The 24,793-nt window shown below is 68.8% G+C and carries 19 protein-coding genes; 13 read left to right on the top strand and 6 right to left on the bottom strand.

The genetic code is table 11. From position 1 onward, the window contains the following. Positions 1-26 precede the first annotated feature (26 nt). On the top strand, positions 27-965 hold the full coding sequence (locus EDF39_RS09080) for a diacylglycerol kinase family protein (RefSeq protein ID WP_123942500.1): 939 nt from the start codon (positions 27-29) through the stop codon (positions 963-965). A 68-nt stretch (positions 966-1,033) separates the two neighbouring features. On the opposite strand, the gene EDF39_RS09075 is transcribed toward EDF39_RS09080, so the two are convergent. Then, the gene (locus tag EDF39_RS09075; RefSeq protein ID WP_233573099.1) at positions 1,034-1,969 is read right to left on the bottom strand and encodes a phospholipase; all 936 of its coding nucleotides are present in this window, start codon (positions 1,967-1,969) and stop codon (positions 1,034-1,036) included. A gap of 387 nt (positions 1,970-2,356) precedes the next feature. On the opposite strand from EDF39_RS09075, the gene EDF39_RS09070 reads away from it, so the two are divergent. The 4 genes from EDF39_RS09070 to EDF39_RS09055 all read left to right on the top strand — a co-directional run bounded on the left by EDF39_RS09070 (position 2,357) and on the right by EDF39_RS09055 (position 8,173). Further along, positions 2,357-2,971, top strand: coding sequence for a PadR family transcriptional regulator (locus EDF39_RS09070; RefSeq protein WP_123942498.1), 615 nt, complete (start codon positions 2,357-2,359; stop codon positions 2,969-2,971). After that, positions 2,971-3,693, top strand: a complete 723-nt coding sequence (locus EDF39_RS09065; RefSeq protein WP_123942496.1) for an ABC transporter ATP-binding protein — start codon at positions 2,971-2,973, stop codon at positions 3,691-3,693. The genes EDF39_RS09070 and EDF39_RS09065 overlap by 1 nt, the downstream gene beginning before the upstream one ends. Further along, entirely contained in the window at positions 3,690-6,461 is a 2,772-nt protein-coding gene (locus EDF39_RS09060) for an ABC transporter permease (protein ID WP_123942494.1), read from the top strand. The genes EDF39_RS09065 and EDF39_RS09060 overlap by 4 nt, the downstream gene beginning before the upstream one ends. Positions 6,462-6,652: 191 nt before the next feature. Continuing rightward, a complete protein-coding gene (locus EDF39_RS09055) occupies positions 6,653-8,173 on the top strand; it encodes an aspartate ammonia-lyase (RefSeq protein ID WP_123942492.1) in 1,521 nt (506 codons plus the stop codon). A 170-nt stretch (positions 8,174-8,343) separates the two neighbouring features. Here EDF39_RS09055 and EDF39_RS09050 read toward each other — a convergent pair whose 3' ends face one another. Beyond that, on the bottom strand, positions 8,344-9,678 hold the full coding sequence (locus tag EDF39_RS09050) for a YihY/virulence factor BrkB family protein (protein ID WP_123942490.1): 1,335 nt from the start codon (positions 9,676-9,678) through the stop codon (positions 8,344-8,346). A gap of 57 nt (positions 9,679-9,735) precedes the next feature. Between EDF39_RS09050 and EDF39_RS09045 the strand changes: the two genes are divergently transcribed. Next, complete coding sequence (locus EDF39_RS09045; protein WP_158613197.1) at positions 9,736-11,022, top strand: PrsW family intramembrane metalloprotease; 1,287 nt, start codon at positions 9,736-9,738, stop codon at positions 11,020-11,022. A 380-nt stretch (positions 11,023-11,402) separates the two neighbouring features. On the opposite strand, the gene EDF39_RS09040 is transcribed toward EDF39_RS09045, so the two are convergent. Then, positions 11,403-12,740, bottom strand: a complete 1,338-nt coding sequence (locus EDF39_RS09040) for an MFS transporter (protein ID WP_233573100.1) — start codon at positions 12,738-12,740, stop codon at positions 11,403-11,405. Positions 12,741-12,974: 234 nt separating this feature from the next. Here EDF39_RS09040 and EDF39_RS09035 point away from each other — a divergent pair, with 234 nt between their 5' ends. From EDF39_RS09035 to EDF39_RS09025, 3 genes are all read left to right on the top strand, one after another. Continuing rightward, positions 12,975-13,349: an FKBP-type peptidyl-prolyl cis-trans isomerase gene (locus EDF39_RS09035; protein WP_123942487.1), complete on the top strand. Its 375-nt coding sequence runs from the start codon at positions 12,975-12,977 to the stop codon at positions 13,347-13,349. Then, complete coding sequence (locus EDF39_RS09030) at positions 13,349-14,191, top strand: aldo/keto reductase (protein ID WP_123942485.1); 843 nt, start codon at positions 13,349-13,351, stop codon at positions 14,189-14,191. The genes EDF39_RS09035 and EDF39_RS09030 overlap by 1 nt, the downstream gene beginning before the upstream one ends. 160 nt (positions 14,192-14,351) lie before the next feature. After that, a complete protein-coding gene (locus EDF39_RS09025) occupies positions 14,352-16,673 on the top strand; it encodes a UvrD-helicase domain-containing protein (RefSeq protein WP_370275177.1) in 2,322 nt (773 codons plus the stop codon). Positions 16,674-16,690: 17 nt separating this feature from the next. Here EDF39_RS09025 and EDF39_RS09020 read toward each other — a convergent pair whose 3' ends face one another. After that, positions 16,691-17,716: a glycoside hydrolase family 6 protein gene (locus EDF39_RS09020; RefSeq protein ID WP_158613196.1), complete on the bottom strand. Its 1,026-nt coding sequence runs from the start codon at positions 17,714-17,716 to the stop codon at positions 16,691-16,693. 181 nt (positions 17,717-17,897) lie between these two features. On the opposite strand from EDF39_RS09020, the gene EDF39_RS09015 reads away from it, so the two are divergent. Continuing rightward, positions 17,898-18,437: an adenine phosphoribosyltransferase gene (locus tag EDF39_RS09015; protein ID WP_123942481.1), complete on the top strand. Its 540-nt coding sequence runs from the start codon at positions 17,898-17,900 to the stop codon at positions 18,435-18,437. Between the two features lie 26 nt (positions 18,438-18,463). Here the strand turns inward: EDF39_RS09015 and EDF39_RS09010 are convergent, their stop codons facing one another. Beyond that, positions 18,464-19,186 carry a M50 family metallopeptidase gene (locus EDF39_RS09010; RefSeq protein ID WP_233573101.1) on the bottom strand — a complete coding sequence of 241 codons (723 nt, stop codon included), beginning with the start codon at positions 19,184-19,186 and terminating at the stop codon, positions 18,464-18,466. 168 nt (positions 19,187-19,354) lie between these two features. Here EDF39_RS09010 and EDF39_RS09005 point away from each other — a divergent pair, with 168 nt between their 5' ends. Beyond that, positions 19,355-19,834 (top strand): VanZ family protein, encoded by a 480-nt coding sequence (locus tag EDF39_RS09005; protein ID WP_123942479.1) that lies wholly within the window; start codon positions 19,355-19,357, stop codon positions 19,832-19,834. Between the two features lie 86 nt (positions 19,835-19,920). After that, positions 19,921-20,190, top strand: a complete 270-nt coding sequence (gene rpsO / locus EDF39_RS09000) for a 30S ribosomal protein S15 (protein WP_055962559.1) — start codon at positions 19,921-19,923, stop codon at positions 20,188-20,190. A 155-nt stretch (positions 20,191-20,345) separates the two neighbouring features. Here the strand turns inward: rpsO and EDF39_RS08995 are convergent, their stop codons facing one another. After that, on the bottom strand, positions 20,346-21,647 hold the full coding sequence (locus EDF39_RS08995; RefSeq protein WP_123942477.1) for a lytic transglycosylase domain-containing protein: 1,302 nt from the start codon (positions 21,645-21,647) through the stop codon (positions 20,346-20,348). Positions 21,648-21,985: 338 nt separating this feature from the next. Between EDF39_RS08995 and EDF39_RS08990 the strand changes: the two genes are divergently transcribed. Then, positions 21,986-24,259 carry a polyribonucleotide nucleotidyltransferase gene (locus EDF39_RS08990; RefSeq protein ID WP_123942475.1) on the top strand — a complete coding sequence of 758 codons (2,274 nt, stop codon included), beginning with the start codon at positions 21,986-21,988 and terminating at the stop codon, positions 24,257-24,259. The last annotated feature ends 534 nt before the right edge of the window (positions 24,260-24,793 follow it).

Here is a 24,793-nt window from a genome sequence, read left to right as displayed (position 1 = left end):
CGCCGGGGTTCTGCCATGATCGGTCTATGCCGACGTCGCCGTGCCTTCGCATCCTGGTCGCGATCAATCCGTCGGCCTCGTTCGGCAGGCATCGCCCCGTCGGCCCCGCCGTGACCGCGGCGCTCGAGAAGGCCGGGCACGACGTCGTCCCACTCCAGCGCGAGTCGCAGGAGGCCCTCGAGACGGCGGTTCGATCCGAGCTCGAGACCACGACGGTCGACGCACTCGTCGTGGTCGGCGGCGACGGCATGGTCAGCTTCGGTGTGGGGTTGGTCGCCGAGACGGGTGTGCCTCTCGGCCTGGTGCCCTCGGGGACGGGCAACGACATGGCGCGGGCGCTCGGGCTGCCCTTCGACGACCCCGCCCGCGCGATCGAGAGACTGGTCGAGCTGCTTCGCGAGGCGCCGCGCCCCGTCGATCTGCTGCGGGTGACGCGCGACGGCGCCGAGCCCACCTGGGTGGCCGGGGGAGTCTCGGCCGGTTTCGACGCGTTCGTCAACGAGCGGGCCAATAGGATCCGACGCCCCCGCGGCCGGGCACGGTACGACCTCGCGCTCGTGCTGGAGCTTCTGCGGTTACGGCAGGTCGAGTACGACGTCGTCGTCGACGGGGTCGCCTCGCGCGTCGCCGGCACGCTCGTCTCAGTCGGCAACGCCCGCTCGGTCGGGGGCGGCATCACTCTCTTGCCCGACGCCGTGATCGACGACGGTTTCCTCGACGTGCTGATCGTCGAGCGGCTGTCGCGCGTCGGGTTCTTGCGCTTGTTCCCGCGGGTCGCGAAGGGCACGCACGGCGACGACCCCCGGGTGCGGTTGTCACGGGCCCGGCGGGTGTCGATCGCGGCGCGTGACGTCGTGGCGTATGGCGACGGGGAGCGGATCGGCGCCCTGCCGGTGACGATCGAGGTCGTGCCGGCTGCTCTGCGCGTCTTCGCTCCGCCCGCCGAACCCGCTCATTCGGCCTAAACCCGCCCGGCCGGCCCAAACGCTCGCCCTAGGCGAGGTGTTTAGGCCGATCGGGCGGGTCTCAACGATCAGTACCAGTTGACGCTCTGCGAGTGAGCCCAGGCTGCACAAGGCGTCCCGTACGACGCCGAGATGTAGCCGAGCCCCCAGATCACCTGGGTGGTGGCGTTGGTCGCCCAGTCCGACGACACGCTAGCCATCTTGCTGCCGGGGAGCGCCTGCGGGATCCCGGTGGCACCGGAGGCGTTGTACGCCTGGTAGTTCCATCCCGACTCCTTGGTCCAGAGCGACACGAGGCAGGAGAACTGGTCGGAGCCCCAGCCGTACTGGCTCGACATGAGTGCTTGGGCGGTTGCTTTCGCCCCGGCGGGGGTGTTCGCGGCGGCTTGGCGGATGGCGTCGGCCTTCTCCTGTTTCGCCTTCGCTGCGGCCGCTTGCGCCGCCTTCCGGGCGGCGGCGGCCTTGGCGGCTGCCCGCTTCTCGACCTTCTCCGTCGCGGTCGTGACGTCGGCGGCGGCATCCTGCGTGGCGTCGGCCCGGGCGAGGACCGTGTCGGCGTCGAGCTTCTGGTAACCGGCGAGCGACGCGAGCGACGTCTGCAGCTCGGACGCGTTGACTTTGCCGCTCGCCTCGGCTGCGGCGTGTTTGCCGGAGGCCAGGGCGATCGTGGCGACGGTGTTCGCGGTGGAACGGCTTACAGCCGACCCCGCGTGCACCGAGACGCGGTCACCCGATGCATCGGTGACGGTGAAGTCGGACTTCGCCGTCGCCGTCTGACCGGGAGCGACGACGTCGAGGGCCGTCGTGAGGGCGCTCGGCGTGCCCGCGGCGGTCGGCAGGCCGAAGGCGGATCCTGATGCCACTCCCGTGACGAGGCCGGTGCAGAGCACGGCGGCGGTCGCGACGGTTCCGGTGAGGCCGGCGAGACGGATGCGGCGTACTCGGCGGCGCTTGGCCCCGAGGGAGTGTCGGGTTTCGGGCAGGGGTGTGGTGCTGACGGGCAAATCGGTCCAATGGCTCGACCGGCTCTCGCCATCTCGACGAAGGCAGGGCGACGTCGGGCTCTGCGGCGCGGCGGGAGGACGGGCGACAGGGCCGTGCCCTCTCGGCTCGAGCTGCGGCTCGATGCACGGGTCGGGCGGATGGCGGTCCGGTGACGGAATGTTCGCCCGGCGTCGGAGCGGATCGGCCGCGGGCGAAGCGGCGAGTATGCGGACCGATTCTGGGGTAGTCCGCCGAAACGCCTGGAAGAACCCTCTGTCCACCCATGCATGCGCATAGACCATCGCGTGACAGTACCGGGTATGCAATACTCGGAACTGCTTTACCGGAACAGCCGATCACGCCGCTGCCGGTGGGCGCAGATCACCGTCGACCAGGGGAGTCCGTCCATGTCCATTCGTCAGAGTTTTCTCGCGATCCTCGACCAGGGACCTTGCTACGGCTACCAGCTGCGGTCCGAGTTCGAGCGCCGCACCGGCTCGACGTGGCCCCTCAACATCGGTCAGATCTACTCGACCCTCGACCGTCTCGAGCGAGACGGGCTCATCACCCGTGACGACTCCGGCGACAGCGAGCACATCTACTACGCCATCACGACGTCCGGCCGAGCGGAGGTGGGGGCGTGGCTCACCTCGCCGGTGGCGCGTCCGACAGCTGCCGCGCGCGACGAGCTCGCCATGAAGCTCGCGATCGCCGTCACGCTCCCGGGAGTCGACATCGTCCGCATGATCCAGACGCAGCGATCCGCGACCCTCCGCACCTTGCAAGAGCTCACCCGCACCAAGCTCGCCGGCGGTGAGGCGGCGAGCGCCGAAGACCTGGCGTGGCAGCTCGTCGCCGACTCGATGATCTTCCAGGCCGAGGCCGAGATCCGCTGGCTCGACCACTCCGAGACCCGGCTCGTCGAGGCCGTCGCGTCGGGTGTCGCGGTTCCCGTGCCGATCGACGACACCCCGGTTCGACGCGGGCGACCGGCGCGAGTCGCGACGGAGGCGGGCGAGTGATGGGCGACGAACTGCTCCGGCTCGACGGCGTTTCGGTGCAGTATGGTCACGGCGAGACGAGTGTGACGGCGCTCACGGGAGTCGATCTGACGGTCTCGCGCGGCGAGCTCGTCGCCGTCATGGGGGCGTCAGGATCCGGCAAATCCACCCTCCTCACGGTCGCCGGGGGCCTCCGCACGCCCACCAGCGGCGAGGTCGTGGTCGAGGGGCACTATCTGAGCCAGCTCAGCGCCCGGCAGATCGCCACGCTCCGCCGCCGCAGTCTCGGTTTCGTGTTCCAGGATTTCAATCTCATCCCATCGCTGACCGCGCTCGAGAACGTCTCGCTGCCGTTGGAGCTCGACGGGCTCCCGCTGCGGCGAGCCAAGCGACCGGCTCTCGACGCCCTCGCCGTCGTCGGGCTCGCCGATCGCGCCGATCGGTACCCCTCCGACCTCTCGGGAGGCCAGCAGCAGCGGGTCGCCATCGCCCGTGCCGTCGTCGGAGGACGCTCGCTAGTGCTCGCCGACGAGCCGACCGGCGCCCTCGACTCGACGACCGGCGAGGCGGTCCTTCGCATGCTTCGGTCGCGCGTCGATGCCGGTGCCGGGGGCATCCTCGTCACCCACGATGCCCGGCATGCCGCGTGGGCCGACCGGATCGTGTTCCTCCGCGACGGCCGAATCGTCGACGACGCCCAGCCCACCCCGATCACGGCTCTGCTCGACGGGGTCGGGCGATGAGCGACACCGCTTCCGGTGCGGCTCTCACCGAATCGAGTCGCGGGGGCCTCGGTCCCGCCTCCCGGATGGCGCGCCGCATGCTCCTGCGGACTCCCGGGCGCAGCATCCTGGTGATGCTTCTCATCGCGATCCCGATCCTTGGGCTGACGGCGATCGACACGGTCGAGGCGAGTCGCGAGGCCACGCCCGCCGAGACGGTCCGGCTGAAGCTCGGCCAGGCGGGCACCAGCATGTCGATCGTCTCCGCTCCCGATCCCCAGCTCACCCAGGATCCCGTGGACAATCAGGTCACCGGGAGTACCGACGACACGTCGGATGGCTCGGCCGGATCGGCGGAATCCAGCGATTCCGACCTCCTGACGCCGAGTCAGATCTTGCCGGCCGGCACGCGCACCGTCTCGACCCGGTACGCCGACGCCATCGTCGAGACGAAGACCGGGCTCGCATCGCTCCCCGCCATCCAGGGCGAGGCGTGGGATCCTTCGCTCGCCGGTCGCTACGACCTCGTCGACGGTCGGCGTCCGACCGCGAAGAACGAGATCATGGTCAGCCCGGCGACCCTCGACCGGCTGGGGATCTCGCCCGGCGGCACGGCTACCGTCACTAGGCCGGTCAAAGGCGCGTACACGGTCGTCGGCACCCTGCGCGATGCCCAGCTCGGCACCGACGGGGTCCAGCTCTACGGAACTCCCGGCCTCTTCGACGGCATAAGCGGTCAAAAGGCTCTGACCCAGACCACGTTCTACCTTCCCGATGTCGATCTGTCGTGGTCGCAGATCAGAAAGCTCAACGCCCAGGGGGCCACCGCCCTGTCGCGGAGCATCATCCTCGATCCGCCACCGGCGTCGGTGGCACCGCGACTGCTCGACAGCGGCAGCGGTGGCAACTTCATCACGATCGTCTTCATCGCCCTGCTCGGCGCGTTCGGACTGTTCGAGGTCTGCCTTCTGGCCGGAGCCGCCTTCGCGGTCGGTGCTCGAGCTCGGCAGCGCGAATTCGCCATCCTGTCGAGCGTGGGCGCGGAGAGGCGGACGGTCTTCGCCGTCATGTCGATCGAGGGCATCCTGCTCGGGTTCCTCGGCGGTGTCGTCGGCGTCGCCCTCGGAATCGCGGCGGCCGCAATCGGCATCCCTCTGATCAGCCACGGTGTTCAGGCCAGCTACCCGGGGTTTCACGTCGATCCGCTCGTGCTGGTGCTCATCGTGCTCGCGTCGACCGTCTCGGGCTGGCTCGCCGCGGCCGTTCCGGCTCGGGCCGCCTCGAAGGTCGACGTCGTCGCGGCTCTCCGGGGCGCTCGTCGCCCGCCGAAGGTCACGCTCCGGCGCCCCCTGATCGGGCTCTTCGTGCTCGCTGGCGGCTCCGTCGTTGCGCTCATGGGCGGCCTCGTCGTCATCGGTACCAACCAGGCCGCGCAGCAAAACGACCACATGATGACGGCCGGCATCGTCCTGCTGGTGATCGGTCCCGTCGTCATGCAGATCGGCGCGCTCATGATCACGCCGCTGATCCTGCGCTGGGTGACGACGTTCCTGGCACGGGTCGGGACCGCCGCGAGGATCGGCTCGCGCGACGCCTCCCGCAACCCGAGCCGGACGGTCCCGGCGCTCGCCGCCATCATGAGCACGGTCTTCGTCGCCGTGTTCGCGATGTGCCTGCTGTCGGGCGGGCAGGCGCTGTCGATCCGTGGTCACTACTGGCAGGGGCCCGAGAACAGCCTGTCAGTGGGGCTGATGAAGACCTCCGAAGACGGAACCTCGACGTTCAGCTCGCCGGACGGCGTAGCGGACGCGATCGACCGGTCGTTCCCGGGTGCACGGGCGCGAGTTATCTCCAGCACACCCTCCTTCGGTTCGCTGGGCGAGACAGCCGTTTCGAGTTACGCGGTGCCGCGGCACGCGATCCCCACGGGCCGCCCCTACTTCCTCTCCGCAGACAGCACCGAGAATTCGATCGTGGTCGGCTCATCGGCCGACCTGGCGCTCATCCTCGGTGAGAAGGTCTCGGCTAGGTCGAAGGCCACGCTGGCATCGGGTGGCGTCGTGTCGCTCTACCCGCAGTATGTCTCGGACGGCAAGGTCATCATCGACACCGTGCCGGCGGCGAGTGGCGCAGACGGCCAACCGCAGAAACCCATCCGGTCCGTGAGCGTGGCTGCCACCGTCCAGCAGCCCGACCATGACTTCGCCTTTGGCACCTTCATGAGCCCATCGACGGCGAAGAAGCTCGGCGTGCCGTTCGAGCCCACCTCGGTCATGGCGCAGCTCGCCACCCCGCCGACCGCCGCCCAGACGGACGCCTTCTCCGCATCGCTGCTCCTCGTCGACAGCGATTTCGGGTGGAGCATTGAGAGCGGCCCCGACCTCTATGCGGCCACCTGGTCGTGGGCACTGGTCGGGCTGACGACCATCATTGCGCTCGTCTCGTCCGGCGTCGCCCTCTCGCTGGCGCGAGCCGATTCTCGGCGCGACGACGAGATCCTGGCGTCGATCGGAGCCGGTCCGGCCCTCCGCCGGGGCTTCGGCTTCTGGCAGGCGATCATCATCGCGGGCCTCGGTGCCCTGATCGGTGCGGGGCTCGGCCTCGTGCCCGCCTTCGCGCTGAGCCTGCGCGCCGAGGGCGTAACCAGCGGTTACATCCCATTCTCGCCGCCGTGGCTGCAACTCGCACTGACCGCGATCGCCATGCCGCTGCTGATCGCCGCCGGTTCGTGGGCCCTGACGCGGCGTACGCGCCAGCTCGGACCGTCTCGGCGGCTGCCCGCGGCCTGAGCCGGATGGGATGAGGATCCGGCCCGCCCGTCTCGCCGCATCCCGCCAATTAGAGAGCGATCCTGCCCCGCAGTCACACCAGTTACTGCCGCACGGGGTGTGCTCCGCCGGATCGCTCTCAAATTGGCGGCCGGGCCCCCTAGCCTCAGTTCAACCCTCGACGAAACCGACGCGAAAGCTAGGCTTGGCGCATGACCGACGACGACGTCCGAGTAGCCCCCAGCGAGCCCACCACGCGACGTGAGACCGACTCGCTCGGCTCGCGCGACGTGCCGACCGATGCCTACTGGGGCATCCACACGCTGCGTGCGGTCGAGAACTTCCCGGTCGCGAATCGGCCGATCTCGGTGTACCCGGAGCTGGTTGTGGCGCTCGCGGTCGTCAAGCAGGCGGCGGCCCGCGCAAACGTCGAGATCGGCGTGCTCGACCCCGTTAAAGCCCGCGCCATCGAGCAGGCCTGCGACGAGATCCGCGGCGGAGCGCTGCACGACGAGTTCCGCGTCGGTGTGATGCAGGGCGGTGCGGGCACCAGCACCAACATGAACAGCAACGAGGTCATCGCGAACCGTGCCCTCGAAATCCTGGGGCACGCGCGCGGCGAGTACGAATTCCTGCACCCGATCGACGACGTCAACCGCAGCCAGTCGACCAACGACACCTACCCGACCGCGATCAAGCTCGCGATGATCCTCGCCCTCGGCCCCTTCGTCGACGAGCTGGGCCGGACGGCCGACGAGTTCGCGGCCAAGGGCACCGAGTTCCGCAACGTGCTGAAGGTCGGGCGGACGCAGCTGCAAGACGCCGTGCCGATGACCCTCGGCCAGGAGTTCACCGGCTTCGCGCACACCCTCGGCGAAGACCAGGAGCGCCTCCGCGACACCCTGCCGCTTCTCGCCGAGATCAACCTCGGCGCGACGGCCATCGGCACCGGCATCACCGCCGACCCGAAGTACGCCGAGGCGGTGCGTCGCCACCTCTCCGAGCTGACGGGCATCGAGATGGTCACGGCCCCCGACCTGATCGAGGCCACCAGCGACGCGGGCGTCTACATGACCGTGTCGGGAGCGCTCAAGCGGAGCGCGATCAAGCTGTCGAAGATCTGCAACGACCTGCGGCTGCTGTCGTCCGGGCCTCAGGCCGGCCTCGGAGAGATCACGCTCCCACCACGTCAGGCCGGATCCTCGATCATGCCCGGCAAGGTCAACCCCGTGATCCCCGAGGTCGTCAACCAGGTGGCCTTCGCGGTCGCCGGCGCCGACGTGACGGTCACGATGGCTGCCGAGGCCGGTCAGCTCCAGCTCAACGCGTTCGAGCCCGTCATCGCCAACTCGATCCTGCAGAGCGTCTCGTGGCTCTCTCGGGCCTGCCGCACGCTGCGCGTCAACTGCATCGACGGGATCCAGGCCAACACGTCGCGGCTGGCCCAGCAGGTCGAGACCAACATCGGTGTCGTCACGGCCCTCACCCCGTACATCGGCTACGCGGCTGCGGCGTCGATCGCGCACACGGCCCTCGCCACCGAGACGCCGATCGCGACCCTCGTGGTCGCCGCCGGACTGATGACGGCCGAGCAGGTCGAGCACGTCCTGTCGCCCGCGCGCCTGTCGGGCCTCGAGGCGATCACGTCGTCGATCCCGGTCGTCACCGCCGAGCAGATCACGAAGCACCTGGCGTCACTCGATGCGGCTCACGCCGACGAGACAACCGGCTGATCCTCCCTTTTCTTCACCTCTGGGCCGCGAGACTCCAGTAATGGCCTATGTCGAGCTGCCCGCATGGGCAACTTCTGGAGTCTCGCCGCGCCAGCGCCCAGCGGGCGGGAGAGAAGGATCCTGCATCTCGTCTCCCGGCACGGCGCGGCGGCCACCGCCGCGCCCAAAAGTTACTGCCCCGCGCGGTCGTCTTCGTCCGACAGCCCCGGCCGCGCACTGCCCGACATCGTCTGGAATCGCGGCCGGATGTGCGGCTGCCCGTGCTCGTCGAGGGTCGGCTCGCCGTAGAGGCGGACGGCCTTGAGGCGCATCGTCCGGCCGTCGACGAGGTCGAGCGACTGGTGCCGCGCGAGGGCGAGGTTGCGTTTGCTGTCACGCAGAGGCAGCGGAATCAGCCCTTCCGCCTCGACGCCCGATTGCAGGTAGCGAACCCGGATGATCTGCGAGTCGAGTTCGCCGCCGAGCACCAGCACGAAGTTCGAGATGAAGGCGTAGACCAGCACGACGACGGCTCCGCCGAGGAACCCGTACACCCGGTCGTAGTTCGAGAACGTCGTGACGTAGATCGCGAAGCCGACCGTTGCCAGGGCCCAGCCGCCGATCGCGAACAGGGCACCGTACGACACCCAGCGCACGCGGGGGTGCTTCACGTTGGGCGAGAAGTAGTAGAGCAGCGCGATGGTGAGCACCACGATGCCGACCAGCACCGGCCATTTGAGGTAGTTCCAGAGAAGCACGAGCAGCCCCCCGAACCGGAACTGCGCCCCGATGGCTTCGGCGATCGACGGGGTGATGAGCAAGATCGCGGCGATCGCGGCGAACAGCACCATCATCACGGCAGATAGCAGAAGCATCTCGAGCCGGAACTTCGCGAACCGGCGCCCCTCTTGCACGCCGTAGATCATGTTCAGCGCGCGACCGAAGGCGGACGCGTAGCCGGAGAGCGACCAGAGCGTCAAGAAGAGCCCGACCCCGAGCGACACCCCCGGCACCGAGAGGCTCAGCAGCGAGATCAACGGCGGTCGGAGGGCGTCCGCGGCCGACTGGCCGATGCCGAGCCGGGCGATGTTCAGGATGTCGTCGACCGCGTCGCCATCGCTCTGCCCGAGGGCCACCGCCGACACCACGCTGAGCGCACCCGGGAAGATGGCGAGGGTCGAGAAGAAGGCGAGGGCGGCGCCGGCGTCGACCGTCCGGTGCCGGAGGAACCCGTGGTAGGTGCGCCGGAGCGCATACCGCCACGGAATGGGATCCTTCGCCCCGACCACGAGCCACTTCTGCCACCCGGCGACGAAGGGTGCGGCCGTCGCGTGGCCGATGGGCCGGAGGATCGGCCAGGTGAGTCGGGCCACGAAGAGCGCCACGGCACGCGCGAGATGGCCGATTGCGCGCAGCACGGCCCAGATCGGCGACCAGATCGCGACGAGGATCCGAGACACCCGGTTCCCGAGACGAAGCGCAGCCTCTCGAGAGGGTTGCGCCGGTCGCAGCGCTCGTCCCGTCATTGCCTCAGGATACCGGGGCCGGGTGTCGGTGTCGGAGGCCGCGGGTACTCTCGACCCATGACCTGGGGGAACAGCCCGCATCCGCCGCCCGCCCTCCGACGGAGGAGCCCCGCGACGAGCTTCGCCGCGCTCGCGGTCGGGTTCGTCGTGATCGCCTGCTTCGCGGCGGCGGTCGTCGTCTACTTCGTGTCCGTGCTGCCCACCGAGGTGCTCACGATCGGCATTCTCCTGGCCGTCGTCCCGCTCGTCATCGTCCTGTTCGGTATCTGGCTGGTCGACCGATGGGAGCCTGAGCCCCGGGTGGCCCTGATCTTCGCCTTCTTCTGGGGTGCCGGCGTCTCGGTCGGGGCCGCCCTCCTCTTCGACTTCGCCGTCCAGACCGTGCAGAGTGCGCTCGGTGCCTCCGGCGAGAGCGAGACAGCCGACATCGTCGGCGCCGTGGTCCAGGCGCCCGTCGTCGAAGAGACGGCGAAGGGCGTCGGGGTACTTCTCGTGCTCTGGATCTTCCGCCGCACCTTCGACGGCCCGATCGACGGCATCGTCTACGCGGCGACCGTCGCCGCGGGGTTCGCGTTCGTCGAGAACATCCAGTACTTCTCGGTGCAGGTCGTCCACCAGGCGTTCGGCGGCGAGAGCGTGGCGGGCGTCTTTCTCGTGCGGGCGCTGATGGCGCCGTTCGGGCACATCATCTACACCGCGTGCGTCGGCTTCGCGCTCGGGGTGGCCTCGCGGCGCACCGGGCCTCTCGGCGCCCTCGGGTATTTCGCGGTGGGGCTCGTGCCCGCGATGCTGCTTCACGCCCTGTGGAACGGCGCACTCGTCGTCGTCGGCGACCGGTTCCTCGCCTATTACGTGCTGGTTCAGGTGCCGATCTTCGTGGCGTGTGTCGTGCTCGTGGTCGTCCTCCGCTACCTCGAGCGACGCGTGACGAGGTTGCGTCTCGCCGACTACGCGGGCGCGGGCTGGTTCGACCAGTCCGAGGTGGCGATGCTCTCGTCGGGAGCATCACGACGCCGCGCCCAACGCTGGGCCAAATACAACGGGCTCGGGCCGGTCATGGCCGGGTTCATCTCCGATGCCACACGGCTGGCGTCGACGCGCCAGAAGATCGTGTCGATGCGGCACTCGGCGTCGGGAAGGGCGGCCGCTCAGAGCGACGAGCAGGAGTTGCTCGCGGCGATTGCCTCGGCCCGGCCGTACCTGCAGGCACCGGGTGTCGCAGCCGCGCGCGGGCCGGGGTTGGGTGGGCCAGGAATGGGCCAGTGGGCGAGCCGTCCGTCGGGCATGCCGGCGTGGGCCGAGCCGAACCCGGGTGCCGGGCGCTCGGGCGTCGACCCCGGTTAGGGGCTGCCGGATCCTGCGGGTCTCCCGCGTGTTGCGGGTCTGCCGTGTCTTGCGGTCGCCGGCCCCGCCGCAGATGAAGCGACGCGTTTCGGCCAATCCGACGTGGCTCGCCGCGTCACTTCGGCCGATCCGCGTCTCTTTGCCCGACATCGCGCGAATCGGCCGATGTCACACCGCCGCGGCGCGCGACCTCGGCCGATCCGCGTCGCTTCGCCGCACCGGTCCACGCCCGCCTCCGAATTTGAAGGAGAAACTGCAGCGCCGACACGCATCCATGCCGATCGGGCGGGGTCGGGGTGACGGATCTCATTCAAATTTGCAAGCAGCCCGACCGACCTCGGCACACCAGACAACAGCACACCCGGCCCCAGCGCACCGCGCTACGGCGTCGGGTTCAGCGAGTCGTACCGGCGGAACGACGGCTGCACCCGCGCGAGCAGCCCGATCAGCGCGATGATGAGCGCGCCTCCGAGCAGCGGCGGCCACACCGTTCCGGCCAGCGCCAGGAGCCCGACGAAGAGGTCGCCGAGGCGCGGCCCGCCGGTCACCACGACGATGAAGATGCCCTGCAGGCGTCCTCGCATCGCATCGGGCGCCGCCGACTGCAAGATGGTCGACCGGAAGATCGACGAGACGTTGTCGGCCGCGCCCGCACCGGCGAGGGCGAGCGCCGCGAACGCGATCGCACCGAGGTTCGCCGACCAGAAGTCGTCGGTGAGCCCGCCGGTTCCGTGCTCGCCGCCGAGCTGTGCGACGAGGAGGACGACCCCGAATGCGAGGATGCACGCCCCGTACGCGGTGATGGCCCAGTTCACCGCGGATCCTTGTCGCCGCACCTGCCCGAGCCGCCCCGAAAAGACGCTGCAGACGAGCGCCCCGACCGCGTACGACGCCGTGAGCACACCGACCGTGACGGCTCCGCCCCCGATGAGGATGGCTCCCACCACCGGGTAGAGCACTCGCGGTTGCCCGAACGTCATGGCGATGATGTCGACGATGAAGGTCATGCGGATGTTGGGGGAGCGGCGCAAGAACCGGATGCCGAACAGGAGCGATTCGAGCCCGGGTCGCTGGGTCGCGCCCTCGGGTCGGATGGCCGGCAGGGCGAGGATCCCGAGGAACGCGGTCGTGAAGAGCACCACGTCGACCGTGTAGGTGAGCGGAAAACCGACAGAGGCGACGAGGATCCCGGCCAGCGCCGGTCCGAGTGTCAGTTGCACGCCGGTGCCGATGCCGTTCAGCGCCGACGCCGCGGGCAGCAGGCGTGCGGGGAGGAGCCGAGGCACGATCGCGGCCCGCGACGTGCCGATCACCGTGGCCGCGACGGCGTCGACCGTGGTGAGCGCGTAGAGCAGGGCGACGTTGTCGAGGCCGAGCCAGGCGTGCAGGGCAATGCAGCCTGTCGTGACCCAGGCGACGACGGCGGCGATGATGGCGACGATCCGGCGGTCGAAGGCGTCGGCGAGCATGCCGCCGTAGAGGCCGGCGATGATCATCGGCACGAGAGAGATGACGCCCACCAGCGCGACGGCGAAGGTCGACTTGGTGATGTCGTAGATCTCGAGCCCGACGGCGACGAGGGTGAGCTGCGCCCCGATGCCGGAGATGGAGGAGCCGATCCAGAGCCGTGCGAATGCCGGGCTCTCGTGGAGCGGGCTCAGGTCGACGAAAAGGCGCTTGCGTGCGGGGGCCGCGGCCTCAGGGGCGTGATTGGACAAGGCTCTAGTCTGCCCGTTAATGCGCTGGTTTGCAGACTGTGCAAGAACCGGCGTAGCCTGCATGCGTTCGCATTGATGACTCGATTCTCGGTGTGAACGGCATCACCGGTTTGTCGATGGGCTGCCCACTCGATTCCTTCGCAGGGAGGACGCGAGCGAGCAGCCCATCGCGCTCCCACGGGGTTCATCACCGGCATGGGACGCCCAGCCGGGCTCTCATGCTTGACTGGGGGCATGACTCACGATGCATCTACCAAGCCCGAAATCGACGCTCCCGAGGGCCCGGCTCCCGCGCAGCTCAAAATCACCGACATCACCGTCGGCGACGGAGCCGAGGCCCAGTCCGGCTCGACCGTCAACGTCCACTACGTGGGCGTCGAGTACGACTCCGGCGAAGAGTTCGACTCCTCGTGGGGTCGCGGCGAATCCATCAACTTCCCCCTCGCGGCTCTCGTGCGCGGCTGGCAGGAGGGCATCCCCGGCATGAAGGTGGGCGGCCGTCGCAAGCTCGTCCTGCCCCCGCACCTCGCCTACGGCCCCGCTGGCAGCGGCCACCAGCTCAGTGGCAAGACCCTGATCTTCATCATCGACCTCCTGGGCGTGAGCTGATGGCCGAGCCCATCAGCGTCCCCACCACCCCGCTGAACGACGGGACGGCCTTCCCGAAGGTCGGCCTCGGCACGTACAAGCTGAACGGCGCCGAGGGCACCGACGCGGTGAAGTCGGCGCTCGAGACCGGGTACCGGATCCTCGACACCGCTCTCAACTACGAGAACGAAGACGCCGTGGGTCGCGCCGTGCGCGAGACCGACGTGCCGCGCGACGAGATCATCGTCACGTCGAAGCTGCCGGGTCGTCACCACGGTTACGACGAGACGCTCGCGAGCTTTGAGGAGACCCGCACGAACCTCGGGCTCGACCACGTCGACCTGTATCTGATCCACTGGCCGCTGCCGCGCATCGACAAGTACGTCGAGTCGTTCCGGGCCTTCAAGAAGCTGCAGGACGACGGGCTCATCACCTCGATCGGAGTCTCGAACTTCACCGAGGCCCACCTGCGCCGGGTCATCGACGAGGTCGGCGTGGTTCCCGCGGTCAACCAGGTCGAGCTGCACCCGTACTTCCCGCAGGCGGCCCTTCGCGCGGTGCACACCGAGCTCGGCATCATTACCGAGAGCTGGAGCCCCATCGGCAAGCAGTCCGAACTGCTGACCGAGCAGGTCATCGTCGACATCGCGGCCGCCCACGGCGTCACCCCGACCCAGGTCGTGGTGCGCTGGCACGTGCAGCTCGGCGCCGTGCCGCTGCCGAAGTCGGCCGACGCCGGGCGTCAGCGCGAGAACCTCGACGTCTTCGGCTTCGAGCTGAGCGACGACGAGGTGGTGCGTATCTCCGGCCTCGAGCGCGGACGCCTCTGGGACGGCGACCCCGAGACGCACGAGGAGTTCTAGCTCCCTCTGCGACTCTGGCCCGCACGACCGGTGCGAACACCCCTTCCAGGGGAGCGTTCACACCGGTCGTGCGGGTCTTCTCGGTTAAACGGGGTGTCCGGAGGGCCCGGTCACGGGTGGGTAGAATTGAGGCCGACTTTTCCCGAGGAGTGCACGCCTGTTGCCATCTGAACTCGACCGCGAACGCGACTACGTGTCGACGCTCTACGAACGCCTCGACCTGCTCAAAGCGGAAGCGCGAGAACGACTGGTCGCCACCCGCCGCGACATGGTCGGTGGCAATCATCAGAGCCGAAGCGAGCGCGACGCGTATGCGCGGCTCTACGAAGACACTCTCGCCCAGCTGAGCGAGGTGGACGACCGGCTCGCGTTCGGGCGCCTCGAGCTCGAGAAGCCCGACGAGACGACGAGCCCCTTGCGTGCGGGCGACCGCCCCGACAACACCGTCACTACCGACGGCACTGACGGCACTAACGGCACTGACGGCAGCGATGGCGGCGGCAGCACCGGCGCCTACCGCTACATCGGCCGGGTCGGGCTCCGCGACACCGAGCACCACCCGATCCTCCTCGACTGGCGTGTTCCGGGTGCGAGCGCCTTCTACCAGGCGACCGCCGCGACCCCGATGGGCGCCCGCGCTCGCCGGCACCTGACGCTCGAGGGGCGCGCGGTCACCCGTATCGAAGACGAGGTCTTCGACCCCACCGTGCTCGACCGCGGCGACGCGCAGCTGCAGGGCGAGGGCGCGCTCATGGCAGCCCTGACGGCCCAACGAACCGGGCGCATGACCGACATCGTCGCGACGATCCAGGGCGAACAGGATAGCATCATCCGCTCCGGCCTCGACGGAGTCCTCGTGGTCCAGGGTGGGCCGGGCACCGGTAAGACGGCTGTCGCCCTGCACCGGGCCGCGTTCCTGCTCTACTCGCACCGCGAGCGCCTCCGCGGTTCCGGGGTGCTCGTCGTCGGCCCGAGCCGGTCGTTCCTCCGCTACATCGAGCAGGTGCTGCCGTCACTCGGTGAGTCCGGCGTCGTGCTGTCGAGCCTCGGCGGCCTCTATCCCGGCGTCGAGGCGACGGTCGACGACGCACCCGACGTCGCTGCAGCCAAGGGGTCGGCTCGCATGGCCGACCTGCTGAAGCGCGCCGTCCGCTCGCGGCAGATCGTTCCGACCGAGCCCGCCGTGGTCGACATCGACGGCGAGCGGATGACGGTGCAGCCGCAGCTGGTCGCCGAGGCCATGCGTCGTGCTCAGGAGCGCGGCAAGCCGCACAACGAGGGTCGCGTCACGTTCAACAAGCACGCGCTCGCCGCCCTGTCGAAGCAGCTCGTCGCCCAGCTCAAGGCCCGCGGCACCACGATCGACGACTCCGACGAACTCGTGCTCCGCGACGACATCCGCCAGTCGTACGACGTGCGCGTGCTCCTCAACACGGCCTGGTTGCCGCTGACGCCGCAGAAGCTCCTCGACGACCTCTACGCCCGGCCCAACTGGCTCGCCTCGCTGACCCCCCAGTGGACCCCCGAGCAGCGGGCGCTCCTCCGGCGACCCCGCGGCGAGGCGCTGACGATCAGCGACGTTCCGCTGCTCGACGAGGCCGCCGAGCTGCTCGGCGAATTCGACGCGGTGGTCGACGCCGAGAAGCGCGCCCGCAAGCAGCAGCAGAAGCGCGACATCGAGAACGCCGAGCGCGCGATCGAGAACATGCAGGTCGAGGGGATGGTCACCGCGTCCGACATCGCGGGCAACTTCGCCGAGCGGGCCGCCTCCATGACGACCGCCGAGCGGGCGGGCGGCGACCGCACCTGGGCCTTCGGTCACGTCGTGGTCGACGAGGCACAAGAGCTGTCGCCCATGCAGTGGCGCCTCCTCGCCCGTCGTTGCCCGTTGCGGTCGTTCACCGTCGTGGGCGACATCGCCCAGGCGTCGTCGCCGGCATCGGCCGACTCGTGGGAGCGCGCCCTCCAGAGCCTCCTCGGCCGCCGCCGCCGCGAGGGCGCCTGGCGTCTCGAAGAGCTCACCGTCAATTACCGCACCCCGAGCCAGATCGTCGAGTACGCCGAGGGCGTCGCCCGGGCGAGCGGACTGGCGATCACCCCGAGCCGGTCGGTGCGCGCCAGCGAGTGGCCGGTTCGAGAGACGACTTCGCAGGATCCTGCGGCAGCCACGCTCGAGGCCGTCGTCGTCGACCGCGACATCGACGATTCCGGCACCCTCGCCGTGATCGCCCCGCCCGAGCTCGTCACGACTCTCGTCGAGACGCTCGACGCCCGGTTCCCGGGTCAGGTCGCTCCCGGAACAGCCTCGCTCACCCGGCCCATCAGTGTGCTGAGCCCGGCGACGTCGAAGGGTCTCGAGTTCGATTCGGTCGTCGTGGTCTCGCCGTCTCGGATCCTTGCGCTGTCGTCGCGGGGCAATGCCTCACTCTACGTGGCGATGACTCGGCCAACGCAGCGGCTGACCGTGGTCGACGTCCCCTAGAGAAGACGGCTCGGGGGCTACTTCGTCGCGGTGCGGTTCTTCACCAGGGCGAGGGCGTAGTCCTCCCACCAGGTGCCGGCGGTCGGCCCGCCGTTGCAGGTGCCGTCACTGGCGCCCGGCGTCTTGACCCACAGCAGGGCATCCACCTTCGTGGCACCGGATCCGACGCGCGGGTTGACGCCGAGGCCCGCGCCCGTGGCGTTGCACCAGGTGCCTTTCCAGCCGGTTCCGTTTCGCGACACGTCGATGACGAAGTGCGATCCGCCGGTGAGCTTCGACACCTTTGTGCCGTAGGCGCGCTCGTCGGTGGTGGGGTAGTAGTTCGAGACGTTGGTTGCGAAACCCCGGGCCTTGGCGATGCCGGCGGCTCGGAGGCGGGAAGCCATGACGGCCGGGTCGACCCAGTGTGAGTTGCCCGCGTCGAGGTAGGTGGTGACGCCGGCACCGGCGAGCGTCGACACCGCCGCCTTGATCAGCGGCACGCGGGTCTTCTCGACCGAGGGGCAGTTGCTGATCATCGCCAGGGCGTCCGGCTCGACGATCACGGCGGCGCGGTGCCCTTTCAGGGCTGCCGCGATCACCCTGTTCCACGGCCCGTACTGCGCCGCGGTGAGCCCACCCGCCGAGTAGTCGCCGCAGTCGCGGTCGGGAATCGCATAGGTCACGAAGGTCGCCGTGCGGTGTTGCGCCTCCGCAGTGGTAAGGGACTTCGCGATGACGTTCTTGAGCTGGGCCGTGGTGTACCAGTCGCCAAGCCAGACCGCGACGGGCTGCGACGAGATCTGCGCGATGGCTCTCGCATCGGCGGTGCGCTTCGCCTTCTTCAGGTCGGCGACGACGGAGGCCGCCTTCGTGTCGGGCTGCGTCGCGAGACCGCCCGGAAAGAGCGTCTTCGGTTTCGCCTTCTGCACCTGCGCCACCGTCGGCACCTTCGCCGGCGCGGCGTGCACGTCCATCCCCTGCAGCAGGCCGACCCCGACCACGGCCGCGGCACCCGTCATCGCGACGACGCGCACGATCCATCGAAGACGCTGGCCTGACATCGCGATGAGACACCCCTGAAATCGGCCCCGCGAGCACACCGTGCACTCGGCGTCGGCCGTCGTCCAAGTCCACCAGCCGGGCACGCAAACAACGAGCGCCCGTTCGGGGGAGGGAGACACCCCAGTCCGGGGCACAGGGGCGAGGCGAACGATCCGCAGTCGGTTCTCTAGGCTGGAGCGTATGTCTGCTTCCAGCGCCTCCGAGCTCATCGATCGCCTCACGGCGGTCATCCCCGACTTCCCCAAGCCCGGAATCCTGTTCCGCGACATCACCCCCGTGTTCGCCGATGCGGAGGCGTTCGGCGTCGTGTGCGCCGCCCTCGCCGAGCCCTTCGAAGGGGGCTTCACCGCAGTCGCCGGAATCGAGGCGAGGGGCTTCGCGCTCGCCGGAGGCATCGCCGCTCAGACCGGCACCGGCGTGCTCACGGTGCGGAAGGCCGGCAAGCTCCCCGGCGAGGTGCTCAGCGAGACGTATGCGCTCGAATACGGCGAGGCGTCGATCGAGTTGCGCCCCGGCCAGTTGCCCGCGGGCTCGAGGGTGCTCGTCGTCGACGACGTGCTGGCGACGGGCGGAACGGCCGAGGCCTCGATGACGTTGCTCGAACGCGCCGGCTACGAGGTCGTCGGCATCGCCGTGCTGCTTGAGCTCGACGGGCTCGATGGTCGTGGGCGCCTCAATTCACGGGTGCCCGTGCACGCGCTCGCCTCCGCCCCGGCCTGACCCCGAAGGGCCGCCCGTTCGGCGGCTCAGACGGTCAGCAGCCCCTGCGGCACGAGCATCCACACGTCGGCAACTGCGGCAATGAGAGCCACCAGGACGAACACGAACACCCAGAACAGCCCGGGCAAGTGGGTGAGCCTGGCGAGCTGATCGGCGTCGGACTGCTGCGTGCGGCTGCGGGTGCGGCTGGCCTGGAGCTCGATGCTGGCGCGAAGTGCACCGAGTGCGAGCACGACGGCCAGCACGTGCCCGAAGACGAGTTGCCACTCGGGGGTGGCGAACCACGTCACGGCGAACACGATGGCTGCGCCGACGAGGATCACCCAGAGCCCGAACCAGTTGCGGATCTGGATCAGCATCAGAGCCAGCACGAGCAGGAGTGCCCAGAGGAGCCCCGCCGAATACCCTCGGCTCAGCATCCAGGAGGCGCCGAGTGCGGCAAGGGCGGGTGCCGTGTAGCCGGCGAGCAGGGTGATCACCATTCCCGGCCCGGTGCGCGGACCCTTCGACACGGTGAGGCCGGAGGTGTCGGAGTGCAGTCGGATGCCGGTCAGGCGGCGCCCCGTGACGACGGCCGCGAGACCGTGACCGCCCTCGTGCACAACCGTCACGGCGTGCCGGACCGTGTGCCAGGTGCCCGGGAGGACGACGAGGAGTGCCCCGACCACGAGAGCCCCGGCGAGCATCGCGAACTCGAGGGGCGGAGAAGTCTGGGTTGCCCGTGACCAGAGCGAGGCGAGGATGTCCACGCCGCAAGCCTAGAGAGAGCCGCTGACAGTCCCGGTCGCCCGCTGGCGGCCCTCCTCTCACCCGGAAGGATGACCGGCCGTCGTCCTCCAGGCCCGAATACCGATCCCATCAGCGGATAGACCGGATGCACACAGGCTCACCCGGTGCCCGTGCCGCACACTGTTCGGATGCGCTTTCGTCCCTGGCTCCTCGTCGTGACCGTCCTGTACCTGATGGCCGTCGCGTGGATGACCCTGCGCCCCTCCGTCTACGGGCACACGACGGGGGAGTACCTCTACCGGGCTCTCGGCTTCTTCGAACGCCACGACGCCACGAATTGGCTCACCTTCTCCGTCGTCGAGTCGATCGCGAACGCCCTTATGTTCGTGCCGCTCGGCTTCTTCCTGGCCCTGTTCTTTCCGAAGCGGCTCTTCTTCGTGGCCGTGGGGCTCTGCGTTCTCCTCTCCGCGGGCATCGAGGCGTTCCAGGGCTCGTTCCTCTCCTCCCGCGTGAGCGACGCCGCCGACATCCAGCACAACGGCATCGGCGGCTTCATCGGCGTGATGATCGCCCTCGTGCTGCGGCTGATGTTCCTGCCGTTCGCGTCGGCGGGCCGCAAGCCTGTTTCGACGCCGGCTCGTCGGGAGCCTGCCGGGCTGGTACGCTAGGCAGGTTGCCGTCCAACGGCCGCGGAGAAAGAGAGCTCGCGCATCCGGCGCCGAGCACCGCGCAACGACTGAAAGGGGATCCAGCTATGGCACTTGCACCCGAAGTGAAGACTGCGATCATCGAAGAATACGCGACCCACCCCGGCGACACGGGATCCCCCGAGGTTCAGGTGGCTGTGATGACTCAGCGCATCAAAGACCTCACCGAGCACCTCAAAGAGCACAAGCACGACCACCACTCGCGTCGTGGCCTGCTTCTGCTCGTGGGCCAGCGTCGTCGCCTCCTGGGCTACCTCAGCGATGTCGACATCACGCGGTACCGCGCTCTCATCGAGCGTCTCGGACTGCGTCGATAACGACCATTCTCGATAACTGAAGCAAAGTCGCTCGCGGCTTACACTCTTCACTCGAACAGCCCGCCTTTTTCGGAAGGCGGGCTGTTCTCGTTGTGGTCGGCAGACCCGGATCCTCGAGTCTTTCCGGTGTGCTGGGCGTCGACTGTCGCGGCAGATCAGTACCAGTTGTGGGCGACCTCGTGCGACCAGGCGCCGCAGGGGGAGCCGTAGGCCGCAGCGATGTAGCCGAGGCCCCAGTTGATCTGGGTGCGGTAGTTCGTCTGCCAGTCGAGTCCGGCCGTCGCGAGCTTCGTCGCCGGGAGCGCCTGCGGAATGCCGTACGCCTGGCTCGACGGGTTGAGGGCGCTGGTGCGCCAGCCCGACTCCTGGTTCCAGAGCAGCACGAGGCACGACATCTGCGACGAGTCCCAGCCGTGCGAGGGGAGGGCGCCGCGGGCGTAGGCCTGGGCTCCGGCGGGATCGTCGACGACGCCCGACCCGAGCGAGCCTCCGGCGGATCCTGAGCCACCCGAAGAAGCGGAACCACCCGACGACCCGGAACCCGAGGATCCGCCCGACCCGCTCGATCCTGACGAACCCGACGAGACCGGCGCCGCTGCAACCGGCGCCGCAGCCTTCCTCGCTGCCTCGGCCTGCTGGGCGGCCAGCGCGTCGGCGGCCTCGGCTGCCCGCTTCTGCTGCGCGGCGTAGGCGGCTTTGGCGGCCTCGCCCTGGCGGTACTTCTTCTCGAGGGTGGCCCACGTGCTGTTCAGCGCGGCGAGCTGTGAGTAGAGGGTCGACTGCGTGCGGGTGGCGGTCGCCACCTCGTCGTCGGCTGATTGCTGGGCCGACTGCGCGGTCGAGAGGGCCGTCTTCGCGGTGGCGGCGAGACGGTCGCGCTCATCGGCGGCAACCTTCGCCTGGTCACTCAGCGACGAGACCGAACGACTCGCGACGGTGGCCTGGTCGAGCACGGTCTGCCACTGCGTCGTCAGCTGCGAGAGGGCGCCGAGCTTGTACAGCGTCTTGTCGGCATTCTCGCCGGTGAGAAGTTGACCCTCCATCGACGAGCCGCCGATACGGAACAGGTGCGCCGCGAGCTGACCGGCCTCCTGGTGGGCTTCGGCCGCTTTGGTCTTCTGCTTTGCCACCTCGGCGTCGAGGGCATCGGCCTGGCTGCTCGCGGCCTGATACTTCTGCTGGGCCTCGGAGTTCGCGGCGTCGGCTTGCAGCGCCGCCTGGCTCTTCGTGGCAGCGGCCTGCTCGAGGCCGTCGAGGGCCGACGTGATCTTCGCGACCTGCTTCTTCGTGGCGCTGGCATTGCCCTTGGCCGCTTCGACCTGGCTCCACGACGGGTACGCCGACGCCGACAGAGGAGAGACGAGGATCCCACAGGTCACGGTGACCACGGCCACCGCGCTCACGACGGTCAGCGAACGGTGGCGCAGCGTGCGCGGGCGCACTCGGGCGAATGGCATGGTCCCGACCATAACGCCGATCACACGAGTAACACCAGTCACATGAGCCACATTCGGCGCGTGCCAGGAGGAAAAATATCGCCTGGTGCTACTCTCGACCACATAGGACCAGGCTGGCAGCAGCTGGTCACCGGTGGTGATCTTCGGGCCTCGACGTCGTTTTCGAGTCGGGCCCGAGCGTTTCTACTGTTGACCAGGCATACGCCACCGCAGGCGCCACTCTCGGCGCTCCGGGTTCGTGTGCGCACCTCTCGTGCCTCGAAGCCTCCTGCTCCTACTGAGTGACATCGCCTCCCACACGGGGAGACGATTCAAAACAAAGAGGAGAAAACCCCCATATGGAGGGTCCAGAAATCAAGTTCGCCGAAGCCGTCATCGACAACGGCAAGTTCGGCACCCGCACGGTCCGGTTCGAAACCGGCCGTCTCGCGCAGCAGGCTCAGGGAGCCGTCGCCGCGTACCTCGACGAAGACACCATGCTTCTGTCTGCCACCAGCGCCTCGAAGAACCCGAAAGACAACTTCGACTTCTTCCCGCTGACCGTCGACGTCGAAGAGCGCTCGTACGCCGCGGGCAAGATCCCCGGCTCGTTCTTCCGTCGTGAGGGTCGCCCCTCCACCGAGGCGATCCTGGTCTGCCGTCTGATCGACCGGCCGCTGCGTCCGTCGTTCGTCGACGGTCTCCGCAACGAGGTCCAGATCGTGATCACCGTCCTGAGCATCGCTCCCGACGAGTTCTACGACGCTCTGGCCATCAACGCCGCCAGCGCCTCGACCCAGATCTCCGGTCTGCCCTTCTCCGGCCCCGTCGCCGGTGTGCGCCTCGCGCTCATCAAGGGCCAGTGGGTCGCGTTCCCGAAGGCGTCGCAGCTCGAAGACGCCGTCTTCGACCTCACCGTCGCCGGCCGTGTCGTCACCGACGCCGCGGGCAACGAAGACGTCGCGATCATGATGGTCGAGGCCGAGGCCACCGAGCACGCCTGGGGCCTCATCCAGGGCGGCGACGTCAAGCCCGACGAGGCCGTCGTCGCACAGGGTCTCGAGGCGGCGAAGCCGTTCCTCAAGGTCCTCGTCGAGGCTCAGTCGAAGCTCGCCGCGCAGAGCGCGAAAGAGATCGCCGACTACCCCGTCTTCCCGCCGTACACCGACGAGGTCTACTCGGCCGTCGCCGCTGTCGCCGAAGAAGAGCTGAAGGCCGTCTACAAGATCGCCGCCAAGGTCGAGCGCCAGAACGCCGACGACGAGCTCAAGGGCCGTGTCAAGGCGGCTGTCGCCGCCAAGGTCGAGGCCGGCGAACTGCCCGCCGCGGCCAATGGCCAGGTCTCCGGTGCGTACAAGTCGGTCACCAAGAAGGTCGTCCGCACGCGCATCCTCACGGAGCAGATCCGCATGGACGGTCGTGGCCTCGCCGACATCCGTCCGCTCGACGCCGAGGTGCAGGTCATTCCTCGCGTCCACGGTTCCGCCATCTTCCAGCGCGGCGAGACCCAGATCCTGGGCGTCACCACGCTGAACATGCTCAAGATGGAGCAGCAGATCGACTCGCTGAGCCCGATCACGAAGAAGCGCTACCTGCACCACTACAACTTCCCGCCCTACTCGACCGGTGAGACCGGCCGTGTCGGTTCGCCGAAGCGTCGCGAGATCGGCCACGGCTTCCTCGCCGAGCGCGCCCTCGTCCCCGTCCTGCCGAGCCGCGAAGAGTTCCCCTACGCGATCCGTCAGGTCTCCGAGGCGCTCTCCTCGAACGGCTCCACCTCGATGGGCTCCGTCTGCGCCTCGACGCTGTCGCTGCTCAACGCCGGTGTGCCGCTCAAGGCTCCGGTTGCCGGTATCGCCATGGGTCTCGTCTCCGACGAGGTCGACGGCCAGACCCGCTACGCGGCTCTCACCGACATCCTCGGCGCCGAAGACGCCCTCGGCGACATGGACTTCAAGGTCGCCGGTACCTCCGAGTTCGTCACTGCGATCCAGCTCGACACGAAGCTCGACGGCATCCCCTCGGCTGTGCTCGACGCCGCTCTCAAGCAGGCGAAGGAGGCCCGCACGGCCATCCTGAACGTGCTGAACAGCGCCATCGACACCCCCGACGAGATGGCTCCGACCGCTCCTCGCGTCATCAGCGTCCAGATCCCGCAAGACAAGATCGGCGAGCTGATCGGCCCGAAGGGCAAGACGATCAACGCCATCCAGGACGAGACCGGCGCCGACATCTCCATCGAAGAAGACGGCACCGTGTACATCGGCGCTGTCGACGGTCCGTCCGCTGAGGCCGCGCGTGCGCAGGTCAACGCGATCGCGAACCCGACCAACCCCGAGATCGGCGAGCAGTTCCTCGGCACGGTCGTCAAGATCGCGACCTTCGGTGCGTTCGTGTCGCTTCTCCCCGGCAAAGACGGCCTGCTGCACATCAGCGAGGTTCGTAAGCTCGCCGGTGGCAAGCGCGTCGAGAACGTCGAAGACGTGCTCGGAGTTGGCCAGAAGATCCTCGTCGAGATCACCAAGATCGACGACCGCGGCAAGCTCTCGCTCGCCCCGGTCGTGGCCGACGAGGCCGACACCGACGGTTCCGGCGCGACCGAGGAGTCGACTGACGCCTCCGTCGAGGTCTGACCCTCGAGCTGACTGATCGACGAACGCCCGTTCCTGCTTCGGCAGGGGCGGGCGTTCTCGTTGTGCCTGATCAGTGTGCTGAGTGCCGCCGAATGCCGGGCGGCCCCCGCCGTAGACGGCATTAGGCGGCACTCGGGACGTGGCACTAGGCGCGTGGCACCCGCCACGCGGCACAGCGTGCCCGACCCGAGAATTGGCGAAGGGCCGGAACCGCGATCCCCACCGCGGCCCGGCCCTTCTGGCATCGATCATGCGTACCGATGCAATAGTGACGACACCGCTCCCCACCACGAAGAACGATGCCCCGGAACCCTCCCAGGAACCGCACGAGAAGAACATTACGGACGGCCCCTGAGGGGAGCACTTGCGCTGACTCTGCGTCTGCTGAATGGTCACGATGAGGTGGCTGTGGAGCGTGCCCCGTGGGATCCTTCGTTTTTCCCGAATTGGGGTGGCGAATTTGGTAACGAGTTGGTGCGGCGCGCTGTTGACTGGACGAGGAGACCGTATTGTCGTCTCAACCCAGGGATCAGG

The organism is Frondihabitans sp. PhB161, from assembly GCF_003814635.1.
In the GTDB taxonomy this organism is placed as follows: domain Bacteria; phylum Actinomycetota; class Actinomycetes; order Actinomycetales; family Microbacteriaceae; genus Frondihabitans.
Note: the sequence above shows the minus strand (reverse complement) of the source record. Positions and strands in the feature narration are given on the sequence as shown.

Coding starts and splice junctions, on each gene's coding strand:
- EDF39_RS09080 (WP_123942500.1), top strand. CDS start 27: ATGCCGACGTCGCCGTGCCTTCGCATCCTGGTCGCGATCAATCCGTCG.
- EDF39_RS09070 (WP_123942498.1), top strand. CDS start 2,357: ATGTCCATTCGTCAGAGTTTTCTCGCGATCCTCGACCAGGGACCTTGC.
- EDF39_RS09065 (WP_123942496.1), top strand. CDS start 2,971: ATGGGCGACGAACTGCTCCGGCTCGACGGCGTTTCGGTGCAGTATGGT.
- EDF39_RS09060 (WP_123942494.1), top strand. CDS start 3,690: ATGAGCGACACCGCTTCCGGTGCGGCTCTCACCGAATCGAGTCGCGGG.
- EDF39_RS09055 (WP_123942492.1), top strand. CDS start 6,653: ATGACCGACGACGACGTCCGAGTAGCCCCCAGCGAGCCCACCACGCGA.
- EDF39_RS09050 (WP_123942490.1), bottom strand. CDS start 9,678: ATGACGGGACGAGCGCTGCGACCGGCGCAACCCTCTCGAGAGGCTGCG.
- EDF39_RS09045 (WP_158613197.1), top strand. CDS start 9,736: ATGACCTGGGGGAACAGCCCGCATCCGCCGCCCGCCCTCCGACGGAGG.
- EDF39_RS09035 (WP_123942487.1), top strand. CDS start 12,975: ATGACTCACGATGCATCTACCAAGCCCGAAATCGACGCTCCCGAGGGC.
- EDF39_RS09030 (WP_123942485.1), top strand. CDS start 13,349: ATGGCCGAGCCCATCAGCGTCCCCACCACCCCGCTGAACGACGGGACG.
- EDF39_RS09020 (WP_158613196.1), bottom strand. CDS start 17,716: ATGTCAGGCCAGCGTCTTCGATGGATCGTGCGCGTCGTCGCGATGACG.
- EDF39_RS09015 (WP_123942481.1), top strand. CDS start 17,898: ATGTCTGCTTCCAGCGCCTCCGAGCTCATCGATCGCCTCACGGCGGTC.
- EDF39_RS09005 (WP_123942479.1), top strand. CDS start 19,355: ATGCGCTTTCGTCCCTGGCTCCTCGTCGTGACCGTCCTGTACCTGATG.
- rpsO (WP_055962559.1), top strand. CDS start 19,921: ATGGCACTTGCACCCGAAGTGAAGACTGCGATCATCGAAGAATACGCG.
- EDF39_RS08995 (WP_123942477.1), bottom strand. CDS start 21,647: ATGCCATTCGCCCGAGTGCGCCCGCGCACGCTGCGCCACCGTTCGCTG.
- EDF39_RS08990 (WP_123942475.1), top strand. CDS start 21,986: ATGGAGGGTCCAGAAATCAAGTTCGCCGAAGCCGTCATCGACAACGGC.